The 477-nt window shown below is 59.3% G+C and carries 1 protein-coding gene and 1 pseudogene; both read left to right on the top strand.

Translation table 11 applies throughout. From position 1 onward, the window contains the following. A pseudogene (locus P0R31_RS40790) lies at positions 1-234 on the top strand (transposase); the annotation flags it as partial. A 1-nt stretch (position 235) separates the two neighbouring features. Beyond that, positions 236-388: a hypothetical protein gene (locus tag P0R31_RS41325; RefSeq protein WP_430516905.1), complete on the top strand. Its 153-nt coding sequence runs from the start codon at positions 236-238 to the stop codon at positions 386-388. Positions 389-477 lie beyond the last annotated feature (89 nt).

The following is a 477-nucleotide window of genomic DNA, read 5'->3' as shown; positions in this document are numbered from 1 at the left end:
GATCTGGTCGCACTTGGTTTTCGACACGCTGGGCGCCAGAGCGGAGCGGGACAGCCGCCATATGATCCGGCAGATCTGCTGAAGCTCTATCTCTACGGCTATATCAATCAAATCCGCTCCTCGCGTCGCCTCGAGCGAGAGGCCGGGCGCAATCTGGAGCTGATCTGGCTATTGCGCGGGCTCGTTCCGGGCTATGGAACCATAGCCAATTTCCGTAAGGAGAACGGGGCGGCGGATGCGACGCCGTTCCGCCGTGGTCGAGCACCCCTTCGGTACACTTAAGTGCCGCGCTGGATACCGACATTTCTTGCTGCGTGGCTTTGACAAGGTGCGCGGAGAGTGCAGCCTGATTGACCTGCCACTGCGTATTTCCTCCAGAAGGAGTTAGAGTCCGGCCCGAAGAAGGACGGACAGATGAAGCGAGCAAGGTTCACGGAAGAGCAGATTATCGCGCTGTTGAAGGAGCATGAGGCCGGG

It is taken from the genome of Bradyrhizobium yuanmingense (assembly GCF_029167105.1).
Lineage (GTDB): Bacteria > Pseudomonadota > Alphaproteobacteria > Rhizobiales > Xanthobacteraceae > Bradyrhizobium > Bradyrhizobium yuanmingense_A.
The sequence above is the reverse complement of the archived record's forward strand: the minus strand, read 5'-3'. Positions and strand labels throughout refer to the sequence as shown.

Bases quoted from the DNA above. Each gene is read 5' to 3' on its own strand.
- P0R31_RS41325 (WP_430516905.1), top strand. From the start codon at position 236: ATGCGACGCCGTTCCGCCGTGGTCGAGCACCCCTTCGGTACACTTAAG.